This is a genomic window from uncultured Megasphaera sp., from assembly GCF_900539295.1.
Taxonomy (GTDB): domain Bacteria; phylum Bacillota; class Negativicutes; order Veillonellales; family Megasphaeraceae; genus Megasphaera.
The window spans coordinates 18535-37517 of record NZ_UQBH01000025.1 but is presented as its reverse complement, the minus strand read 5'-3'; the positions used below and the strand labels follow the sequence as shown (position 1 = coordinate 37517).

The following is an 18983-nucleotide window of genomic DNA, read 5'->3' as shown; positions in this document are numbered from 1 at the left end:
TGAGGTCGAAAATGGCGTCATTATCGGAAAATTTAACTTGCCGGTAACTTGCTGGTGTGAGTGTAATGCGGTCGAAAATGGCGCCATTATTGGATAATTTAACTTGCCGGTAACTTGCTGGCGTGAGTGTAATGAGGTCGAAAATGGCGTCATTATCGGAAAATTTAACTTGCCGGTAACTTGCTGGCGTGCGGATAATGAGGTCGAAAATGGCGTCTTTGTCAGGTAATTTAACTTGCTGGTAACTTGCTGGCGTGTACGGATTCCTACTGGAATTGGTATTGACGTAAATCTATTTTCCTATTGAGACCGGGTAGGAAAAAACAAAGAAGGAAGGAAAATGGAAATCTATGAAGCAGTTAGATAAATTAGTGCAAGAATTGTGCAATTTACCGACTGAAACACCTTGGGTAGAGTTCAAGCACAATAACTATGATGCGGATATGATAGGAAGAGATATTAGTGCGTTAGCCAATGGCGCGGCATGGAAAGAAAAGTCATATGCTTATATGGTCTGGGGAATCGATGATGAATCACATCATATAGTGGGGACTGATTATAATTTGCAGACCATGAAGAAAGGTGACCAAGAACTGGAAATTGGCTTCGAAGTTTGTTATCAGATAATGCCGTTTTCGAGTTTCATAGTGCCATGTGTGAGGGGAAATCTGTAGGAATCTTAATTATCAATAGAGCCATGTATCGGCCGGTAACTTTTAAAAAAGTGGATTATATACGAGTCGGCAGTTATACGAAAAAACTTGATGATTATCCTTCTATCCAAGGAACTGTCTGGGATAAGATTCGTAATCAAAAATTTGAGGATCAATATGCACAGACCGATTTGAATGAAGAAGAGATTGTTCAAGCTCTGAATTATATAACTTATTTTGATTTATTAGAAAATAAATTACCCTTACCCAATAATGTATCTAATATCATATATTATCTGTCCCAGGCTAACCTTATCGTAAAACAGGACAATGGGTTATATGGCATTACTAATTTGGGAGCACTTTTATTAGCCAAAAAATTATCGTATTTTAAAAAATTAAAACGTAAAATGCTGCGTGTAGTTCAATACAATGGTTCCAATAAGATGGATTTATTACGTGATGAAACTTTTGATAAAGGGTATGCAGCTATATTTGAAGACGCGATTCAATTTATTGAGGCTTTGACGCCTATGAAAGAAGTCATTACCAACGGCATTCGTAAACGAAAAACCGCCTATCCGACGGCTGCTATTCGTGAAATATTGGCTAACTCATTAATTCATCAGGACTTTTCAATTTCGGGGACAGGGCCGTTAGTGGAAATTTTTGATAATCGAATTGAAATAACCAATCCGGGGGCTCCGTTAATTGATATAATGCGAATTATTGATACACCACCTAAGTCGAGAAACGAAAAATTAGCCTCATTAATGCGAGAATTAGGTATTTGTGAAGAAGTTGGAAGTGGTTGGGACAAAGTTATTTTAAGTTGCGAACTCATGCAATTACCGGCACCTAGAATAGAAATATTTGAAGATGCTACGCGGGTTACTATTTTTTCGGAAATTAAATTTTCTGACTTAACCTTAGAAGATCGGTTGTGGGCTTGTTACTTACATGCCTGCATTAAATATGTACAAGGAGAACAGATAAGTAATCATACCTTGAGAGAGCGGTTTGGTTTGAAACAAACCGGATCTGGAAGTATTTCACGATTAATAAAGGAAGCGGTAAAACAAAATTATATTAAACCCGTGGACCCGGATACGGCTCCGAGATATATGAAATATATTCCTTCTTGGGCTTGATTTTGTAGGTGTAGGTTGTTAGACGCGAAAGAGCCATGGATTTTCATGAATCCATGGCTTTTTATCTTTCTATTTAGTTTTCTTTTGTCGTGCTATGTCGTCTTATTTATAAGTCGGTTCCCATTTGTAGGCTTTGATGCAGGCTTCGGGATCGGAGACGTCGTTTCTATTCAAGCCTTCTTTTCCGGCTTCTTTGGCGACGGCGATGGCGACGGTTTCTGAAAATTGGTCGAGCTTGGTTACCGGCGGCAGGACGGCGGCGCCCGGTTTATTTGCATCTACGATGCCGCCGATGGCGTGGGCGGCGACGGAGATCATTTTATCGGTCAGGAGTTTTGCCCCAGAGGCGATGACGCCGAGGCCCAGGCCCGGATAGATGAGGGCGTTGTTGGCTTGGCCGATGTCGTAGGTGACGCCGTTATAGGTGACGGGATCGGTCGGGATGCCCGTTGCCACCAAGGCCCGGCCGTCGGTCCAGCGGATGAGGTCTTCCGCGGTTGCTTCGGCAAGTTCTGTCGGGTTGCTGAGGGGGAAGATCATGGGCCGGTCGGCTTTCGAGGCCATTTCTTTTACGACGGCTTCGGTAAAGGCCCCGCTCTTGGTCGACGTGCCGACGAGGATGGTCGGATGGACGGCTTTGACGGCAGCTTCTAAATTGGTAAGGGAAGCGGCGTCGGCAAATTCCGAGCGTTTTCTGGCGAAAGGCTTTTGTTCCGGCGTCAAATCACTCATGTCATCGAATAAGAGGCCTTCTTTGTCGACGAGGTAAAAACGGCTCTTGGCGTCGTCTTCTGACAGGCCCTGATCGATCATTTCCTGATAAATCCGTTTGGCAATGCCGCAGCCTGCCGTGCCGGCGCCGAAGCACATGTAGCGCTGGTCGGCCAGTTTTTCGCCGGTAATGGCCAGGGCGCCGAGAACGCCGGCCAAGGTGATGATGCCCGTTCCTTCGATGTCGTCGTTAAAGATGGGATAGGTATCGACGTATTTTTTGAGGAGGACGGCGGCATGGCCGCGGCCGAAGTCTTCAAAGTGCAGGTACAGGCGGGGGAACATGGATTCTGCTTGTTTTACGAATTTATCGACGAAGGCGTAGTACGTGTCGTCGTCGACGCGTTTATGGCGCAGGCCGAAATAGAGGGGATCGTCGAGGAGACTCTGACGGTTGGTACCGGCGTCGATGACAACTGGCAGGACCTTGGCCGGATCGATGCCGGCAGCTCCCGTATAGACCATGAGTTTCCCCGTCGAGATGCCGACGCCGTTGGTACCCCAGTCGCCGATTCCCAAGATGGCTTCGGCATCGGTGACGACGATGAGCTCGATGTCGCGGCCCATGGCTGTATTTTTCAGGGATTCTTCGATCTGTTCGGGATGCTCAACGGACAGGTAGGCTGCATTTTGCGGGGTAATGAAAAACTGGCTGTATTCCCGGATGCTTTCGGCAATGCCCGGGTCGTAGATAATGGGCATAAATTCAGCGATATGCTGTTTGAAGACGTAGTAGAAGAGCGTCCGGTTGCGGCTGAAAATATTCATGAGGTAATGGCGTTTTTCACTGACGTTGGGCTTCGTTTGGAAATTGCCGTAGACCTGCTGTGCCTGGACTTCAATCGTCTGTTCTGTCGGCGGCAGGAGGCCGATAAGACCGAGGTTTTTTCTTTCTTCCATGGAAAAAGCGGTGCCTTTATTGAGGAAGGGGTCATTTAATAATTCATAGCCTTTTTTCATCGTGACGGCTCCTTTCGTAAACGATAACTATTTCGATTTTTTTCATTGTATCATAGCTGATAAAAATTGGACAGTATCATATCTATTTGTTATGATGATTTTTTAGGGAATGCAGAAAAACTTCGTATTTGCTATAATTTAGCCTATAGAAAGGAGTGACCTTATCATGGATTTGACCAAGACCAGCCGTTTTATCAGCCTCGTTTTGCGGCATAAGCCGTGGGCGGCCGATATCCGTCTCGACGAGCACGGCTGGGCCGATGTAGACGAGCTCATAAAAGGTGTCGGAAAACGATATCCCCTTGATCGGCAGATGTTGGAAGAAATCGTTCGGATAGACAACAAACAGCGGTATTCCTTCAACGAAGACAAGACTAAGATTCGGGCCAATCAAGGCCATTCCATCGATGTCGACGTCGAACTTCCCATCGTGACGCCGCCGGACATCCTCTATCACGGGACGGGTGAAAAATACGCCGCAGCTATCGAGCGAGAAGGCTTGGTACCGAAGTCACGGCTCTACGTCCACCTTTCGGGCGATGTGAAGACGGCAGAAAACGTCGGCCGCCGCCATGGAAGACCCGTCATCTTTTGCGTGAGCAGCGGCGAGATGCATCGGGCGGGCTATGTGTTTTACCGCTCGGTAAACGGCGTTTGGCTGACGAAGCGGGTAGAGCCGCAGTTTTTGACGCGATATTAAAAAAAGTTATGCCGAAAGGTCCCCATAGGAAGGGGCGTATCCTAAAGGAAAACGCTTCGAGGCGCCGCGCTTTCGGAATCTGCATTATCCCCTTGGTTTCATTTAAAATTGCAAAATCGTCAACGAGTCTGTTGGTCAAATCATTTGACTAATGGGCTCGTTTTGTTTTATAGTTAAATAGTAAAAAGTTTTGACTAATTATATCCCGATGTTGGACTTATGGACTCCTATTTAAATTCCTTAGCAATGAAACGGCGTCGGGATGGCTTGGCACATAAGGGGGGAATGGGATGAAAGCAGTCGTTATCTATGAAGCCGGCGGCGTCGACAAGCTCATCTATCAGGATGTCGAGACGCCGCGGGTGAAGCCGGGCTGGTCTCTGGTGAAGGTAAAGGGCTTCGGCATCAATCGCTCGGAAATTTTCACTCGTCAGGGCTACTCGGAATCGGTGCATTTTCCGCGGATTTTAGGCATCGAATGTGTCGGCATCGTCGCGGGCAGTACGGAGCCGGAAGGGCTTCCCGAAGGAACCAAAGTCGTGTCTATTATGGGTGAAATGGGGCGGGCCTTTGACGGCTCTTATGCCGAATACGTCCTCCTTCCCAATGAGCAGATTTACAAGGTAGAGACCGATCTGGACTGGCCGACTATGGCCGCCGTTCCGGAAACGTACCACACGGCTTTTGGGACTTTGAAAAATTTGAAAATCGAAAACGCTGATACTGTCCTCGTCCGCGGTGCTGCCAGTGGTGTGGGCGTGGCCTTTGCTAAACTCCTGAAAGGGAAATATCCAAAGGTACGATTGTACGGCTCGACGCGAAATACCCGTAAGGCCGATCGTTTGAAGGCGGCCGGCTTTGATGACGTCGTCGTTGAAAATGAGGGACGCCTCGACACGGCCCTGGCCTTCGATAAAATTGCCGACTTAGTCGGTCCATCCGCCATGGCCGACAGTTTGGCCCATCTGAAAGACGGTGGGATTCTTTGCAACACCGGCCTCTTAGGCGGAACATGGACCCTCGACGATTTCGACATCATCACCGAATTGGGGAGCGGCAAGTACATTACGGGCTTCTATTCCGGACTCGTCGATGAAGGCACTTTGCAGGCCCTGTTCGACGTGATTGCGGAATACCATATCGATGCCGGGCCGGAGAAAATCTTCTCCTTACGGGACATTCGCGAGGCCCAGGCTTATTTGGATAGTGCCAACAGCTTCGGTAAGGTGGTGGTTGTCAATGACTGACATTTATCAACAGACAAAAGCCTATTCTCGAATCCGGGACCGTCAGCTGTCGATTTTTGAGAATTACGCCAGAAAACGGGGCCTTCAGAGCAAATCCATGCTGATCTTGATGTGGATTTACTACAACCCCGAAGGGATTCCCCAAAATGAGATTGCCCAAAAGACCTATTCAACGAAGCAAGTCGTCAATGCGACGATCAAGTCTTTTAAGGAAAAGGGCTACCTCCGTTTTGAAGAAAATCCCGGCGACAAGCGCATCAAACGAATCAAACTGACTGAAGAAGGGCGGGCCTACGCAGCGTCGGTTCTGGACTGGCTGGAAGAAGCAGAAATGCTGGCCATGAGCGAATTGACGGCAGACGAGCAGGACCTGTTATTACGCATTAGCCGTAAGTTTACAGATGCACTGGCAAGGACTACAGGTGACTACCATGATTGAATTTAAAAACGTAAGCAAAATTTATGACAAGAAACCAGCCTTACAGCACATGAGCCTAACCATCAAGAGCGGCGAATTCTTCGTCATCGTCGGGACCAGCGGAAGCGGCAAGACGACGACCCTTAAGATGATCAACCGTCTCTTGACGCCGACAGAAGGGACGGTCCTCATCGACGGGACTGACATCAGTCAGCTCGAGCCGAGAAAGCTGCGCATGAACATCGGCTACGTCCTCCAGACCGGCGCTCTCTTTCCCAATTTGACGGTCTATGAAAACATCGAGATCATCCCGGAAATGAAGGGCTGGCCCAAGGCCGAACGGCAGAAGACGATTCGCGCTTATCTGTCTCTGGTCGGTCTCGACGCCGATCAGTATATGAACCGCTATCCTCGCGACCTTTCCGGCGGTGAACAGCAGCGAGTCGGCATCCTGCGGGCCATCGTGGCCAAACCGGACATCCTCCTCATGGATGAACCTTTCAGCGCCCTCGATCCCATCAGCCGCAATCAATTGCAGGAGCTCATCAAGCACCTCCACGAAAGCTTTAAAATGACCATCGTCTTTGTCACCCACGACATGGCCGAAGCCGTAAAACTTGGCGAGCGCATCTGCGTCATGAGCAGCGGTGAAGTCGTACAGCTCGACACGCCGCAAACGGTCAAGGACCATCCGGCCCATGAAGTTGTCAAACGTTTTTTCTACGAGGGGTAAACTATGGAAAACTTAATGAGTACATTTAGTGAGCGACAGGGCGAATTGGTACAATTATTGCTGGAGCACGTGCAAATTTCGATGATTGCCCTCTTCGTAGCCATTTTACTGGCCGTGCCCTTTGCCATCTTCATCGTAAAGTATAAGAAAGCCTCGGAAGTAACTCTGCAGCTGGCCGGAATTTTACAGACCATCCCGTCCCTGGCCCTGTTGGGGCTCTTCATTCCTTTCCTGGGAATCGGCAAGGTGCCGGCCATCGTGGCCCTGGTCATCTACGGCCTGTTTCCCATTTTGCAGAACACCATTACGGGCCTGCAGGGCATCGATCCCCTCCTTCAGGAAGCGGCCGAAGCCTTCGGCATGAGCCGTATGGAAAAGCTGAAAAAATTTGAACTCGTCCTGGCCATGCCGTCTATCATCGGCGGCATCCGCACGTCGTCAGTCATGCTCATCGGGACGGCGACCCTCGGAGCCTTGATCGGGGCCGGGGGATTGGGGACCTTCATCCTTCTGGGCATCGATCGAAATAATTCGGCTCTCATCCTCATCGGGGCCATTACGGCGGCCTTATTGGCTGTCGTCGTCAGCGCCCTCATCAAATTCTTAGAAAAACGCTCGCTGAAAGTCATCGGCCTGTCCTTCGTGACGGCCTTGGCCCTCCTGGTCTTATCGACGGTCAACATCGGCGGCCTGTCCGGGAATACCCTCATCGCTGCCGGAAAATTGGGGTCGGAGCCGGAAATTTTAATCAATATGTACAAAGACCTGATCGAAGACGAAACGGATATCAAGGTGACGGTGAAGCCCAGTTTCGGCAAGACCAGTTTCTTATATGAAGCTCTGAAAAACGGCTCTATCGATATGTACCCCGAATTTACGGGAACGGTTACGTCGTCCTTGATTAAGCCGCCCATGACGGGCTTGTCCAACAATCCGGAAACCGTTTATGAAGCGGCCAAAGCAGGCATCTTGAAACAGGATGACCTGGTCTTCTTGGAACCCATGGCCTACCAAAATACCTATGCCATTGCCGTGAAACGCTCCTATGCCGAGCAGTACGGCCTCAAGACGATTTCCGATTTGAAAAAGGTAGAAAATACGGCCAGAGCCGGCTTCTCCTTGGAATTTAACGACCGCGAAGACGGCAATAAGGGCCTGAAATCCCTGTACGGCCTGAATCTTCCCGTCGTCACCATGGAACCGAGCCTTCGTTACGAAGCCATCGACAAGGACAATGTCGACGTCATCGACGTTTTCTCGACGGATCCGGAAATCATCACCCACGATCTGGTCATGCTGGAAGACGACAAGGGCCTGTTCCCGCCTTATCAGGGGGCACCCCTCCTTCGGGCCGACACGATCAAGAAGTATCCCCAGTTGGTGCCGGTCCTGAATAAGCTGGCTCACATGATTACGACGGAAGAAATGCTCAAGATGAATTACGAAGTCGATATCGAAGGCAAGCCGGCGGCTGACGTAGCGCGGGCCTACTTAGTGTCGAAAGGGCTGCTCAAAGAGTAGATTCATAATATGTCATAAATATTCCTTCTGCAAATCGCTGGGAATATGCTTGCTATAGAAACAAATAAAAGGCCGACGGGACTGGTAAATACCGGTTCCGTCGGCCTTACTTTATGAGGATATTACTTTTTATAAATCAATTTGGAATAGGAAGCGCCTTAATCTTCGCGTTCATTATCCATCGGTTCGCCTGTTTTCGTTACTTCTACGGCTTTTGCATAGCTTTCTAACAGCAGCCGATAGTTGGTAAAAATACGGCCCCAAATCTGAGCCCAGGCATCGGCTTTTGGCGTATGCCAGGTGCGCTGTAATTCGGCTAATACGGCACCGGCGTCAGTTATAACGACACCTGCTTGGGTAAGGCGCATCATGGTAGCGATAGCTGCTTCTTGTGAATACGTACCGGAAGCGTCGGGCACTGCAAATACACGGTATCCTTCGTTTACCGCGGACAGAGCCGGTAAGGCCATGCAAACGCTGGTTACCGTACCGGCAATGATCAAGGTCTTTTTGCCGGTTGCTTTTACGGCGTCTACGAATTCTTTGCAATCCCAAGAATTAACTTCTCCGCGGCGAGCTACATATACCGCATGAGGCGCGGCTTCATGGAGTTCCGGAATCAACGGACCGTTGGGACCTTGGGGGACGGAGGCGGTGGTAATAACGGGCATATTTACTAACGTCGCCGCTTCAGCCAGCGCAATGGCTCTGTCACGAATGCGCAGGAAATCAATATCGCCGATACATTGGAATAAACCGCTTTGGTGGTCAATGAGCAGCATTGCAGCGTCATTCACGTCAATCATTGGGGCTTTTCCGTCAAAATTTTTGTAAAGTTCCATGTTAATCTCCTTTCATTAGAAAACGATACATTAATAAATATTCCTTACACCCCTTATTATAGTGAGAGGCATATTCAGAAACAATATACAGAAGTTGGAATATGTCTATAGTTAGACGGAGCAGTACCGAAAGAATATACAGAAATTGAAATGTGTCTATAGTTGGATAAGATTGCTACAGAAAGCCTATTCTCCGTGATAAAATAAAAGATAATCATTCATCTATGATTTCAACAGTAAGGAGATTTACATTGACTCAAAGCCGAAACAAAAAGACAGAAACGAAACGACCCTTATCTGTCGATACTCGAAATCACATAAAAGAAACGCTGCTGCTCATGCTGAAAAAACGACCTTTTCGGGAAATTCGGATTACCGTCCTGTGTCGAGAAGCACATATTGCCAGAGGCACCTTTTATTTGTACTACAATACCATTGATGACTTGTTGGAAGAGATCATTAATGATAGTCTGCATCTTATCGATTCTATGACGCCAAAGGAAAAGCAAGGGTCCCTTAAAAAATTACAATGCATGTTAAGCCAAACGAATGATGACGAATTACCGAAGGACCGGTCGCTTTTTCCTCCATGCCATAAATATTTGGAACTTGAAGATTATCGCTTCCTTGTAAAGGATTTGGATGTATCCCCGATTATCGTTCAAAAAATATATCAGCATGAATGTCCTAAAATCGTACCCGTACTCATGAAAGAGCTCCATCTGAACCAAGACGAAGCAGAACTCCTTTTTAAATTTATCGTTACTGGAAGCAGTGCCGTCAACCGCGATTTATTGGCATTAAAAGAAAAGGAGTGGTATCGCCTGCAAAAAAGGATCTTGCAATTTATTCTACGAGGACTGAACTGTGATAAATGGAGCTAAATCGCGATATTACGGGGGAATCCTATGCAGCGTCGATGGCGACGCTTCGTTTGTTGATGAGACCGGCGTCAGGGAAGCCCCGTTAAATTTTCGGATACGCCGATTTAGGCTGTGTTAAATTTTTAGTATGACTTAAGATAAATAGCATGAAGTAACGACAGAATCGTCACTGGAAACGGTGATGTTTCTGTCGTTCTTTTTTTGAGAAATTTGGGAAAAGTGAAAGTATTTAGATAATAACCGTTGATGATGAATAAAACGACTCGAAAATAATATAAAAATGACAAAATAACAACAAACTTTACTGATTTTTATAAATTATATATACTTATAAGGTAAGGTGAAAATAATAACGGAATCGGAAAGGAGCTTTTTTATGAATAAGATTTATCGCGTTATTTGGAGTCGGGTCAAACATTGCTACGTCGTCGTATCGGAAATGGCTAACAGCCGTACGAAAAGCAATGGAAGTCATGTCGTGAAAAAAACTGCTTTAGCGACGATGGTTCTGGCAGGATTGAGCTTCTCCGGCATGGGGATGCCTTCCTATGCGGCGGATAACATCATCGTAGACAGTGGGACGGCTGCTGGCACGACGAATACAGTGACTGATGATACGACGGTTCGTGTGGTAGGAACCGGGAATACAGTTACAACAAGTAATGATGCTGAGATTTTAGGTGATGGCAATACGGTAACTAATAGTAAGAGTCAGACTGTAATCGGCGATAAGAACAGCATTACGGGGAGAAACTCCGGTACCGTTTCCGGAAAACAAGAGATCAGAACGGATACGGTATCTGATCTGCTTATTGGTAAAGGAAATCAGATTAGTGGCAATTATACTTATATGAAAGGCTATGAAAGCTTGACTCTTATTGGTAATAATAATACTATTAGTGCTCCGGAATCGGGGATTGTTATCGGTGATAATCAGAATACCAGGACGCTTAGAGATGCTGTCATAATTGGTTCTATGACTCCCGATGAAAAGGCTGGCGCTGACTACACTCAGTTTGCTGAAAAATCGGTTATCGTCGGCTATCATGCACAAGGGATTAACTATGGAATAGCCGTTGGATACGGGGCTAAAGCTTTAGGGAAGGAGACCACGGTTACCGGACATAACTCTGTTAGCGATAAGAATACAGATTATTCCTCGATTTATGGTATAAACAACAAAATTGGTTCTGGGGATGATATATCTATGGCGAATGGCATTGTTGGGACATTCAATAAAGTTGATTCGTCATCAAACTCCATGGTTTTTGGTTCCGGCAACCGAGTTACCAATGCTGTCGGTGACATGACTGTTGGAATGGGAGCAAAACCCAGTGATATAAATATGTATGTGCTTGTAGGTCATAGTGGATATGGATATGGTTACACAGATTATGTTTCCGAGCTGATGGGGGAATATGCTTCTGTTAATGGCGGATCTGTTTTTGCTGTTGGGAACAGCAATATATCGGATTATGCAAGGGATTCATCTGTAATTGGTACGGCCAATATTTTAAATGGTACAGCGACGGCGGCCAGTGCTTATAATACGATTGCCGGATATCGGAATTCAGGAACTAATGTGAGCAATGTATCCGTGATTGGTACTGGGAATAAATTGAGCAGTGAAACGACAGATGTCGTAATCGGCGATTATCATGAATTGTCCGGTGGAAGTAATAACGTTATTCTCGGCTCTATGGCAGTTAAGGAAGAAACGGTAACTAGAACCTATACGCCGAAATTGAAGGACCCTGACACCGGTGTCGAGTACGAAGATGATCCCATTACTTATACTTTTACAGTAAAAACTCCGGTAAAAGCACATACAGAAAATATCAGCAATGCCGTTATGCTCGGCTATAATACAGACGTAACCAAAAGCGGCGGTGTAGCCTTAGGTGCTGAAGCGGTCGCCAGTACGGCAGCCGGTGAAGCCGGTTATGATCCGGTTACGAAGGAAAATTCAACAGATACATCGGCTGCTTGGAAATCGACCTTAGCGGCTGTATCTGTTGGCGACAGTACCGATAGTGCGAATATAAAAACTCGTCAGATTACCAATGTCGCTGCTGGTACGGAAGATACGGATGCCGTCAACGTCGCTCAGTTGAAGAAAGTTCAGACACAGCTTGATGCTAATTCCGTTCACTACTTCTCTACCAAGAGCGCTCAAACCGGCTCTGGCACGAACTACTTAAACGACGGAGCTGCCGGTACGGACAGCATCGTTATCGGGATTAACTCATCGTCAAAAGGCAACAATAGTACTGTTTTAGGCAATAATGTCAGTGTCGTAGGAGATAAAAATGAATTTAACAGCAGCATCGTCGTCGGACAAAATATTGACGTTGACGGTACGCATAACGCCGTTTTTGCTACGGATTACGAAAATGGTGATCATAGAGTGACCAAGGTATTCGGTGAGCAGAATACGGTTCTCGGTGTCGGCAACTTAGTCGGCTATACGGCAGTTCAAAACGGTAATGAATGGACGTATACCAAGAATGATTATGGCTCCGACCAGAACGTTGCCGTCGGTTTATTGAATACCGTAAGTGGCGGCAGTATTGCTGTTGGTACCAGTTCGGAAGTAGAGACGTTAGGCACGTCCTTTGGTCATGCCAATAAGATTCAAGGCAGTATGATGGAAGGCGGTCAATTGCGCATTGCTTTAGGTAACTATTTGACGGTAAAAGGCGAAATGGGCTTAGCGGTGGGTAACTCTGCTAAGGTTGATGGCGATTGGGCCATTGCGATTGGCAATAATAGTCGTGATGAAACAACGACAACGGCTCAAGGTGCATATGCAATTGCGCTTGGTACTAATGCGAAAGCTATGAATACTTCGGCACTGGCATTGGGAACCAGCAGTGCGGTAAGCGGATTTTATGCTACTGCCTTAGGTACTGCAGCTAAAGCCACAGTTACCCAAGGGGTTGCTTTAGGTTCCTTTAGTACGGCGGATAGAGCCGGCGGTATTTTGGGCTATGATCCGTTGACTAAAAAAGAATCCACCAGCAACACGGCTGCTTGGAAATCCGTTCTCGGTGCCGTATCTGTCGGTGGACAAGTTAATTATAGTGATGGAACTACCGGACAAGCGACTCGCCAGATTACCAATGTTGCTGCCGGCTCTGCCGATACGGATGCCGTCAACGTGGCCCAGCTTAAACAAGTTCAGCAGTCTGTTTCCGATGCTGTGAAGGAAGGTAAGACAATCATTGAAGCCGGCGACAATGTGACCGTTGAAAAAGGTTCTACGGACAACAGTTACAAGATTTCTGCAAAGGATACGACCCTTAAGGATTCCGACAGCGCTCTCAGCCTCGACGGCAATAAGTTGAAACTGGAAATTGAAGACACAGCCGGCAATAAGGTCTCCGGCAGTGTCGAATTAGATCAAATCGGCTCGGCTATTGATACCAAGAACACCATTGCCAAAGCCGAAGGCGGCCATATCGACTTTACGACCAAGGCCAATGAATACGGCGGAACGGAATACTCCCTCAGCGTCGTGACGGACGGCAAGGTCGAAGCGGGCAATACGGGTATCGTCACCGGTGATACGGTGTATAATGAAACGCGGGTTGCCAAAGACGGGGAATACGTCAAACAGGTAAATTCCGCCGGTGAAAACTTATCGATCTTAGACAGCCAGGTTAAGACCAACGCGGAATCGATCACCGATCTTTCCAGTAACGTGACCAATTTGAACAGCCGTGTCAGCAGCCTCGATACGCGCATCAATCGCGTCGGTGCCGGTGCGGCAGCCTTAGCGGCCCTTCATCCCCAGGACTATGATCCCAGCGCGAAGTGGGACTTTGCGGCTGGCTACGGCAATTACAAATCGGCCAATGCCGTCGCTATCGGTGCCTTTTATCGGCCGACGAACGACGTTCTCTTCTCCATCGGGACCAGCATGGGCGGCGGGGAAAACATGTTCAATGCCGGCGTCAGCTTCAAATTCGGCAGCAGCAACGAATATTCAAACTACTCCAAAGCTTCTTTAGCGGAAGTCGTATCGGAACAGTCGAAACAACTGGAAGCACAGCATTCGACGATTGAAGCCCTGCAGTCCAAAGTTGAAAAACAGGAACAGGAAAATCAGGAATTACGGGCTCAAGTTCAAGAAATCATGCGCCAATTATCGGCACAGCGATAAAAGAATAGACAGCTTACTTCGAGAGAGCGCCGGCAGCTTGCCGGTGCTCTTTCTTTTTTATGGTATGCATTTTTTATCTTCATGGCAGCCGTCCGTAGTTTGAGGTGGCGTTCTAATCCATATTGCCATAAACGCGTAGACGGATTTGGAGGACTGCTTATAGTACGGATAAAATGACTCAAATAATTAATTGTACTGACAAATAACAATAAGCTTTACTATTATATGAAAATCATATATACTTATAACATAAAGTGAAAATGATAACATAGTCGTAAAAATGTTTTTACAATAAAGGGCTATGGTGTTATTTAGAACTAAATATTCCGGGCTGAGGTCCAAGACATCATGGGCCGATTATGGGCGAAGCGATAGCAATACACTGTTAACCTCGAAAGGGCATTAGCGGCTTGCTGATGCTCTTTCGTTGTTTATAAGGGAGACATTCCCTAAATTATATGTTGAGGTGATTCTATGGTAATTACGAAGAAAAAATTAGTAATGGCGGCTTTAACGGCCGGTATGACAGCTGCGTCAATCTGTCCGGCTTTTGCCGCTGACGATAATCAGAACGAGGCTGTCAAAAATCAGTTTGCCTTTGCCCAACAGGCACTGAAGGAAATTCAGGAAAACTCTCAGTTAGTGCAGGATTTGCGGGCTCAGTTGGATCAGAATATTGCAGCGATGGACAATGACGATCCATATTCTGATTTTCCGGGTGTTGCCTGGGAGTCTTATGAGAATACCGGGGACTATGATGGGGCCTTGTTCCAAGGCGTACTCTACACCTTAGAGGAAAACGAGCTTTCCAATGCAAGTTATTGGGGTAGTGGCTATCCGGGAAGCGGAAATTCTTATATCAGTACCGGCTATGCCACGTCGGGCGATTCCTTTGTCTATGGACGAGCCATCATTAATGGGGACGTTATAACCAATGGCGACTTTTCGATTAACGGCAAACTGTCTGTCGGAGGCAAAACGTATATTGACGATACCGGAATCCATGCCAATAATCAGCGCATTACCGATGTTGCCGACGGGATTGCCGATACGGATGCCGTCAACGTAGGCCAACTGAAAAAGGTAGATGCCAAGGTAGACAGCAATACGGAAGCCATTACCAATCTTTCCGGCAGCGTGACCGATTTGAACGGCCGCGTCAGCAGCCTCTATACGCGCATCAACCGCGTCGGTGCCGGTGCGGCAGCCTTAGCGGCCCTTCATCCCCAGGACTATGATCCCAGCGCGAAGTGGGACTTTGCAGCCGGCTACGGCAATTACAAATCGGCCAATGCCGTTGCCATCGGCGCCTTCTATCGGCCGACGAACGACGTTCTCTTCTCCATCGGAACCAGCATGGGCGGCGGGGAAAACATGTTCAATGCCGGTGTCAGCTTCAAGTTCGGCCAGGCCAACCCTTATGCCGGTTATTCGAAAGACGCTTTGGTCGGAGTCATTTCCAAGCAGCAGCAAGAAATTGATACGGTGAAGGCTGACAATGCTGCTATCAAAGCTGATTATCAGGCTTTAAAGGCTGATAACGAAGCCAAGGATAAACGCATCGATGCCCTTGAAAAACAGATGCAGGACATCATGAACCGCTTGAATAAGTAACCTTCGAAGGAATATAACGGAAGAACCTTCTTTATCGAATGACTGATAAAGGAGGTTCTTTTTATAGGAGACTCCATTTAGCTTTTGACGATAGCATCGCCTTTTCAAGATGTCTTTCGGCGTCTTCTGAAGCTTAGGTAAAATTAAAAAAATAGCATGAATTTTTTTTTATATTCATTCAAAAAGAAAAGAAGCAGGAATTTCTCAATGACAGGAAATCCGATGCGTGCAGGAGATTTTATGAGGCCTTAAAAAAAGCAGAGAAAAACAAATTGACCTAATAATTAGAGAAAATGATAACAATTAGAATTATAAAACCATAGAATGTATATATAATTAGATTAAATTTATAATATAGAGTATAAGTGTCTACATATCGAAAAAGGACGTTTGAAAACAGAAAAAAATGGGTATATACTCGTGACTGACAACAAAATGCGATGATTATGGTATATATGTAAATAATATCATAATAATTATGGCATCACTCGAAATTGACTATATGTTAAGGGGGGCTTTCTCATGAACAAGATTTATCGGGTAATTTGGAGTCGAGCAAAAAATTGCTATGTCGTCGTATCGGAAATCGCCAACAGTCGGGCTAAGAGCCGCGGCTGTCGTGCCGTGAAAAGAACGGCTATGGCTGCCTTGATTTTGGCCGGCCTTTGTTTACAGGGGGGGAACGTTAGTGTCTATGCGGCGGATCCGCTCGTCATTAACAATTCATCTGGAACGGCCAATACGGTGTCAAAGGCAGATAACTCTACGGTCATTGGCGATGGAAATACCGTTGCCAACAGTAAGAGTCAAGTCGTTATTGGCGATAAAAATAGTGTAACCGATAGAAACAAGGGGACTGAATCAAAAAATCAAGACAAACGAACGGATAATGTAATGGATATACTTATCGGAAAGGGAAACGTTCTTAATGGTAATGATACCTATATGAATAACAGCGGCAGTCTGACTGTAATCGGGAATCATAATAACCTAGCGAATCCGGGAAGCAATATTTTAATTGGAAATTATCAAAGGGGCGGCGATTTAAGCGAAAGTGTTATTATCGGATCGATGTCAGCTGATGAGCAGGAGACAGCGGTACAGCGCTCTAAGAGTGTTGTTGTCGGATACCATGCACAAAGCGGTACGGATCGTCAAAATGTGGGCTTAACAGTGGCTGTCGGCTATAGTGCAAAGGCATTAGGTATGGAAGAAAACGTTGTCGGACACAACTCCTTTAGCAGTGAAGATTCTTATTGGTCCAATATTTATGGGGCTGATAATAATATTTCTACACCGAATCGTTCGGGTCAGGCTATGGCCAATAGTATTGTTGGGCTTCTGAATAAAGTTGAAGAATCTAATACATCGATGATCGTTGGTTCCGGCAATAGGATTACAAATGCCATCGGAGATCCGACTTCCGGTTTAAATTCCACTCAATTAGGCTTTGCCCAGCGCGCCTTTGATATATTAGGTTATAACAGTCAACATGAAAATGGGTATATGGACTATGCATCTCAATTAATGGGTGATTGGGCGACGGAAAACGGCGGTTCCGTTTTTGCCGTAGGGAACGGCAATGTCTCTGATTATGCACGGCTTTCGCAAGTTTTAGGCTCCGCAAATAGCTTGAATGGTACAGCATCAGCTGTCAGTACTTACAATACAGTCGCCGGATATCAAAATACGGGGAATAACATCAATCATACGGCTGTTATCGGCAACGGGAATGTGGTGACCAAGGAAGATTCTTCGGTTGTCATTGGCGATTACCATGAGTTGTCAGGGGGCAGTAATAATGTCATTCTCGGTTCCATGGCTACGGAAGATAAAACGATTACCAAAACCTATACTCCTTATCGTAAACCGATGAATCAGCCTGAGTGGACCGGCGATACGAAGACTTATGAATTGACCGTAAAATCTCCGCTAAAAACGCATAAGGCTGACCTTACAAACGCCGTCATGATCGGCTACAATACGGACGTTACGGAAAATGGTGGCGTAGCCTTAGGGGCTCAATCGACGGCAAGTACAGCAGCCGGTGCCGTAGGTTATGATCCCAAAGGTATGGACAGAACGGGAGATACGACGGGGACTTGGAAATCGACCTTAGCCGCTGTTTCTGTCGGCGACGCTGCCCATAATCTCACGCGTCAAATTACCGGGGTTGCGGCCGGTACGGAAGCCACCGATGCCGTTAACGTAGCCCAACTGCAGGAAGCCGTTGCCGCTTCGGGATCGAGTTCTGGTTTAGAAGAAAACTCAAACGCCTTGTCCTTCAAAGACAATACCTTATCCTTGTCGATTAAAGATAAGGCCGGAACAGAAGTCACGGGCAGTGTTAATTTATCTACCATAGCTTCGGCAATCGACACGAGAAATACCTTGGCCAACGCCGACGGCGACAGCACGATCACCATCGACAGCACGGAAAAGAATGATATCGGCGGAACGAATTACAAGATTAAAGTCAATACCGACGGCAAGGTGGAAGCGGGCAACACGGGCATCGTCACCGGCGGTACCGTATACAATGAAACACGGGTCTCTGAAAACGGCACGTATGTGAAGAAATCGAAATCGGCCGGGGACAACTTGACGGCCTTAGACAGCCAGGTAGCTTCGAATACGACGCAGATCACGACCAATACGGCCAATATTACCAATCTTTCGAATCAGGTAACGGATATTTCCGGCAGCGTGACTAACTTGAACAGCCGCGTCAGCAAGCTCGATACGCGCATCAACCGCGTCGGTGCCGGTGCCGCAGCCTTAGCGGCCCTTCATCCTCAGGACTATGATCCGACGGCGAAGTGGGACTTTGCAGCCGGCTATGGCAATTACAATTCGGCTAACGCCGTTGCCATCGGTGCCTTCTATCGGCCGACGAACGACGTTCTTTTCTCCATCGGAACCAGCATGGGCGGCGGGGAAAACATGTTCAACGCCGGTGTCAGCTTCAAATTCGGCAGCGGCAACGAATATTCAAACTACTCCAAAGCTTCTTTAGCCGCCGTCGTATCGGAACAGGCTTCGACCATTACCTCTCTCAATTCCCGCATGGAAAAACAGGAACAGGAAAATCAGGAATTACGGGCACAGGTTGAAAAACAGGCTCGGGAAAATGAAGCGCTGCGCACGCAGGTTCAGGAAATCGCCCGCCAGTTGTCTCAGAACAAGTAAGTCACGGGCGGCGTGACAAGGCCGACGGCCTTAGCGACATAGCTCTATGCTCAGATCATACAAAACGGGACTGTCCCGGGAAATGATTCCCCGGAGCAGTCCCGTTTTATCGTTTTCAGAAGGTTGTATGGGATT

Annotated in this window: 13 protein-coding genes; 11 read left to right on the top strand and 2 right to left on the bottom strand. The window is 47.0% G+C overall.

The annotated features are described in order from the left end of the window. Window positions 1–350: 350 nt before the first annotated feature. Window positions 351–674 (top strand): helix-turn-helix domain-containing protein, encoded by a 324-nt coding sequence (locus QZQ46_RS08420; protein ID WP_296828830.1) that lies wholly within the window; start codon window positions 351–353, stop codon window positions 672–674. Continuing rightward, complete coding sequence (locus QZQ46_RS08415; RefSeq protein ID WP_296828829.1) at window positions 653–1804, top strand: ATP-binding protein; 1152 nt, start codon at window positions 653–655, stop codon at window positions 1802–1804. Before QZQ46_RS08420 ends, QZQ46_RS08415 begins: the two co-directional genes overlap by 22 nt. 102 nt (window positions 1805–1906) lie before the next feature. Here the strand turns inward: QZQ46_RS08415 and QZQ46_RS08410 are convergent, their stop codons facing one another. Then, window positions 1907–3535, bottom strand: coding sequence for a malolactic enzyme (locus QZQ46_RS08410; protein WP_296828826.1), 1629 nt, complete (start codon window positions 3533–3535; stop codon window positions 1907–1909). Window positions 3536–3701: 166 nt separating this feature from the next. Between QZQ46_RS08410 and QZQ46_RS08405 the strand changes: the two genes are divergently transcribed. The 5 genes from QZQ46_RS08405 (at window position 3702) to QZQ46_RS08385 (ending at window position 8154) form a co-directional block, all read left to right on the top strand. After that, window positions 3702–4235 carry an RNA 2'-phosphotransferase gene (locus tag QZQ46_RS08405; RefSeq protein WP_296828824.1) on the top strand — a complete coding sequence of 178 codons (534 nt, stop codon included), beginning with the start codon at window positions 3702–3704 and terminating at the stop codon, window positions 4233–4235. Between the two features lie 290 nt (window positions 4236–4525). After that, the gene (locus QZQ46_RS08400) at window positions 4526–5482 is read left to right on the top strand and encodes an alcohol dehydrogenase catalytic domain-containing protein (protein ID WP_296828822.1); all 957 of its coding nucleotides are present in this window, start codon (window positions 4526–4528) and stop codon (window positions 5480–5482) included. Next, window positions 5475–5921 (top strand): MarR family winged helix-turn-helix transcriptional regulator, encoded by a 447-nt coding sequence (locus QZQ46_RS08395; protein WP_296828820.1) that lies wholly within the window; start codon window positions 5475–5477, stop codon window positions 5919–5921. The genes QZQ46_RS08400 and QZQ46_RS08395 overlap by 8 nt, the downstream gene beginning before the upstream one ends. Continuing rightward, entirely contained in the window at window positions 5914–6633 is a 720-nt protein-coding gene (locus QZQ46_RS08390; RefSeq protein WP_296828818.1) for an ABC transporter ATP-binding protein, read from the top strand. Before QZQ46_RS08395 ends, QZQ46_RS08390 begins: the two co-directional genes overlap by 8 nt. Before the next feature lie 3 nt (window positions 6634–6636). Beyond that, complete coding sequence (locus QZQ46_RS08385) at window positions 6637–8154, top strand: ABC transporter permease/substrate-binding protein (protein ID WP_296828815.1); 1518 nt, start codon at window positions 6637–6639, stop codon at window positions 8152–8154. A gap of 158 nt (window positions 8155–8312) precedes the next feature. Here the strand turns inward: QZQ46_RS08385 and QZQ46_RS08380 are convergent, their stop codons facing one another. Continuing rightward, window positions 8313–8996 carry an isochorismatase family protein gene (locus tag QZQ46_RS08380; protein ID WP_225069825.1) on the bottom strand — a complete coding sequence of 228 codons (684 nt, stop codon included), beginning with the start codon at window positions 8994–8996 and terminating at the stop codon, window positions 8313–8315. A 251-nt stretch (window positions 8997–9247) separates the two neighbouring features. On the opposite strand from QZQ46_RS08380, the gene QZQ46_RS08375 reads away from it, so the two are divergent. The 4 genes from QZQ46_RS08375 to QZQ46_RS08360 all read left to right on the top strand — a co-directional run bounded on the left by QZQ46_RS08375 (window position 9248) and on the right by QZQ46_RS08360 (window position 18848). Continuing rightward, window positions 9248–9880, top strand: coding sequence for a TetR/AcrR family transcriptional regulator (locus QZQ46_RS08375; protein WP_296828813.1), 633 nt, complete (start codon window positions 9248–9250; stop codon window positions 9878–9880). A gap of 376 nt (window positions 9881–10256) precedes the next feature. Further along, window positions 10257–14045, top strand: coding sequence for an ESPR-type extended signal peptide-containing protein (locus QZQ46_RS08370; RefSeq protein ID WP_296828811.1), 3789 nt, complete (start codon window positions 10257–10259; stop codon window positions 14043–14045). A gap of 474 nt (window positions 14046–14519) precedes the next feature. Next, window positions 14520–15659 carry a YadA-like family protein gene (locus QZQ46_RS08365; protein ID WP_296828809.1) on the top strand — a complete coding sequence of 380 codons (1140 nt, stop codon included), beginning with the start codon at window positions 14520–14522 and terminating at the stop codon, window positions 15657–15659. 522 nt (window positions 15660–16181) lie between these two features. Next, the gene (locus QZQ46_RS08360; RefSeq protein WP_296828807.1) at window positions 16182–18848 is read left to right on the top strand and encodes an ESPR-type extended signal peptide-containing protein; all 2667 of its coding nucleotides are present in this window, start codon (window positions 16182–16184) and stop codon (window positions 18846–18848) included. The last annotated feature ends 135 nt before the right edge of the window (window positions 18849–18983 follow it).

What these genes read in the sequence shown, in the direction of transcription:
- QZQ46_RS08415 (WP_296828829.1), top strand. Translation starts at nt 653, where the DNA reads ATGTGTGAGGGGAAATCTGTAGGAATCTTAATTATCAATAGAGCCATG.
- QZQ46_RS08370 (WP_296828811.1), top strand. Translation starts at nt 10,257, where the DNA reads ATGAATAAGATTTATCGCGTTATTTGGAGTCGGGTCAAACATTGCTAC.
- QZQ46_RS08385 (WP_296828815.1), top strand. Translation starts at nt 6,637, where the DNA reads ATGGAAAACTTAATGAGTACATTTAGTGAGCGACAGGGCGAATTGGTA.
- QZQ46_RS08380 (WP_225069825.1), bottom strand. Translation starts at nt 8,996, where the DNA reads ATGGAACTTTACAAAAATTTTGACGGAAAAGCCCCAATGATTGACGTG.
- QZQ46_RS08400 (WP_296828822.1), top strand. Translation starts at nt 4,526, where the DNA reads ATGAAAGCAGTCGTTATCTATGAAGCCGGCGGCGTCGACAAGCTCATC.
- QZQ46_RS08395 (WP_296828820.1), top strand. Translation starts at nt 5,475, where the DNA reads ATGACTGACATTTATCAACAGACAAAAGCCTATTCTCGAATCCGGGAC.
- QZQ46_RS08405 (WP_296828824.1), top strand. Translation starts at nt 3,702, where the DNA reads ATGGATTTGACCAAGACCAGCCGTTTTATCAGCCTCGTTTTGCGGCAT.
- QZQ46_RS08390 (WP_296828818.1), top strand. Translation starts at nt 5,914, where the DNA reads ATGATTGAATTTAAAAACGTAAGCAAAATTTATGACAAGAAACCAGCC.
- QZQ46_RS08410 (WP_296828826.1), bottom strand. Translation starts at nt 3,535, where the DNA reads ATGAAAAAAGGCTATGAATTATTAAATGACCCCTTCCTCAATAAAGGC.
- QZQ46_RS08365 (WP_296828809.1), top strand. Translation starts at nt 14,520, where the DNA reads ATGGTAATTACGAAGAAAAAATTAGTAATGGCGGCTTTAACGGCCGGT.
- QZQ46_RS08420 (WP_296828830.1), top strand. Translation starts at nt 351, where the DNA reads ATGAAGCAGTTAGATAAATTAGTGCAAGAATTGTGCAATTTACCGACT.
- QZQ46_RS08360 (WP_296828807.1), top strand. Translation starts at nt 16,182, where the DNA reads ATGAACAAGATTTATCGGGTAATTTGGAGTCGAGCAAAAAATTGCTAT.